The organism is Actinomadura hibisca NBRC 15177 (assembly GCF_001552635.1).
GTDB lineage: Bacteria > Actinomycetota > Actinomycetes > Streptosporangiales > Streptosporangiaceae > Spirillospora > Spirillospora hibisca.
Window position 1 is genome coordinate 1 of the sequence record NZ_BCRO01000157.1, and the last position, 1,928, is coordinate 1,928.

2 protein-coding genes are annotated in these 1,928 nt (G+C 70.4%); one reads left to right on the plus strand and one right to left on the minus strand.

The features are described 5' to 3' along the window. Positions 1–181: 181 nt before the first annotated feature. Positions 182–994, minus strand: a complete 813-nt coding sequence (locus tag AH6_RS41875) for an alpha/beta fold hydrolase (protein ID WP_083983979.1) — start codon at positions 992–994, stop codon at positions 182–184. A 116-nt stretch (positions 995–1,110) separates the two neighbouring features. Here AH6_RS41875 and AH6_RS41880 point away from each other — a divergent pair, with 116 nt between their 5' ends. Further along, positions 1,111–1,692 carry a hypothetical protein gene (locus AH6_RS41880; RefSeq protein WP_157432051.1) on the plus strand — a complete coding sequence of 194 codons (582 nt, stop codon included), beginning with the start codon at positions 1,111–1,113 and terminating at the stop codon, positions 1,690–1,692. Positions 1,693–1,928 lie beyond the last annotated feature (236 nt).

Genomic DNA, 1,928 nt, shown 5'->3' on the forward strand with positions numbered 1-1,928 from the left:
CCGCGATTTGTCAAAACCGCGCTTTTCCGACCCAACTCCACAACACGCGGGCACGGCAGTGCACAGCACAGCCGCAGCAAGTGTGATCAAGGAGAGGTTCCCCGAGGCCGGCCACCACGTAACGGGCGTCCTGCATCCCTCTGGGGACAAGGAGAGAAGGTATGCGCTCCCGCACCCCGCGTCAAATCGACAGCCCGGTCTCCTGCGTGTCGGCCGTCCGCTCCCCCATGAGCAGCCAGTCCAGTGACGCCGGAGTCGCGTCGAAGTGGCCCGCGTGCCCTGCGTCCGCCTGCACGTTCAGGTCCGCCGTCGGGATCCGTGCGGCCAGCCAGCGCGCGTGCGCCACCGGCACCACCGAGTCCAGCTCCCCGTGCCACAGGCGAACCGGCACCTTGATCTCCGCCGGGTTGAAGCCCCACGGCGTGCCGAACAGCGCGACGACATCGTCAATCCACCCGTCCAGTCCCGGTCGCACTGCGTCGGCGTAGGCCGTGGCCAGCATCTCCTGCACTTCGGGGCGGCTCAGCACAGCCTGCTCCACGCTGGGCAGGATCGGCGGTCCCTCTGAACCGCCCGACTCCAGCTGTTCGGCCACCACCGCGCGTCCGGCCGCGGCGGCTGCGCTGCCGCGGTTGCCTTCCATCATGTCGGCAGTCCAGTCCAGTCCTTCGGCGTCGCGCGGTGCCAGGGCCGCCAGGGTCGCGACCCGTTCCACGCGCTCCGGGTACAAGGCCGCGAACGCCAGGGCATGCGGGCCTCCGCCGGAGACCCCGAACAGCGAGAACCGTTCGATCCCCAGCGCGTCGGCGATCGCCGCCACGTCTTCGGCGCCGTCCGCCACGCGCCGTCCCCGCCTGGGCGTCGAGTGGCCGAAGCCGGGCCGGTCGAAGGTGATCAGGCGGATGCCGTTCCCCGTGAACAGTTCGGGGTCGGGATGCCGCGCCAGTTTCGGACATACAGCTCTTGTCCTTGAGTCGAGTTCACCTTCTTTCATGGGCGCGGGTGACGGGGCGCATCCCCAGCGGCTGCCGAGTGGGGGATTGAGGTCCGGGCGGCCTGGTGGGTGCGTTAGGGTCCGGCCGGATAGGCCCCCAACTCTGAAAGGCGGTCATGCGCCGTTCACTGCTGCTCGTCGCCGGTGCCGGGATGTTGCTGCTCACCGGGTGCGGGGGCGATGACAAGCCTGCTCCGGCCAAGTCTCCGGCTGCCTCTTCCTCTGCCTCGTCGGGTGTGCCCGCCGCGTCCGGGCCGGTCGTGACGGGTGGCGGTCAGCTCCCCTACAGCGTGCAGGGCGTCGCGGCGAAGCTCGCGCCGGTCGCGCCCAGCGGGACGCAGGCGGAGGTGGGGCAGGCGTTCGCGGTCGTGACCGTCGAGGTCAAGCCGAATCCTTCCGACCGCACCACCTCGGCGTTCTTCCTGGACGCCGACCTGGCCTTGTTCCAGAACGGCAAGCGCCGCATCGAGATGGACGACGGCGACACCGCCGTTCCGTACGTGTCGCGGAAGGGCGGTGCGCCCATCGTGCCTGGCGAGGGACGGCTCCAGCCCGGCGTCGCCTACACCACCTCGGTGGGCGCGGCGGTGCCGCAGGGAACCTCGCTCGACACGTTGACGCTCTGCGCGGTGGACGGGGAGACCGACGAGGCGATCTCTGGGCAGTGCCTTCCGTTGAAGGGGCTTCCGCAGGGTTAGGTCTCGGGGCAGTGGTGGGGGCAGCGGGTTGGGGTGGGCGAGTAGGTGCGCGGACTCGCGCGGGGTTGGGGTTGGTGGGGGTGTGACGCTAACCCCTTGCGGGGCCATGCCTCCTGGTCAGGCGCGGAAAACCTGCGCGGGTTGAGGTTGGTGGGCCTGTGCGCCAACCCCGTGCGGGGCCGGGGTGGGTGGTCGGGTGTGGGGCGCGGGGTTGGGGTTGGGTGGTCTGGTGTAGA

What these genes read in the sequence shown, in the direction of transcription:
- AH6_RS41875 (WP_083983979.1), bottom strand. Translation starts at nt 994, where the DNA reads ATGAAAGAAGGTGAACTCGACTCAAGGACAAGAGCTGTATGTCCGAAA.
- AH6_RS41880 (WP_157432051.1), top strand. Translation starts at nt 1,111, where the DNA reads ATGCGCCGTTCACTGCTGCTCGTCGCCGGTGCCGGGATGTTGCTGCTC.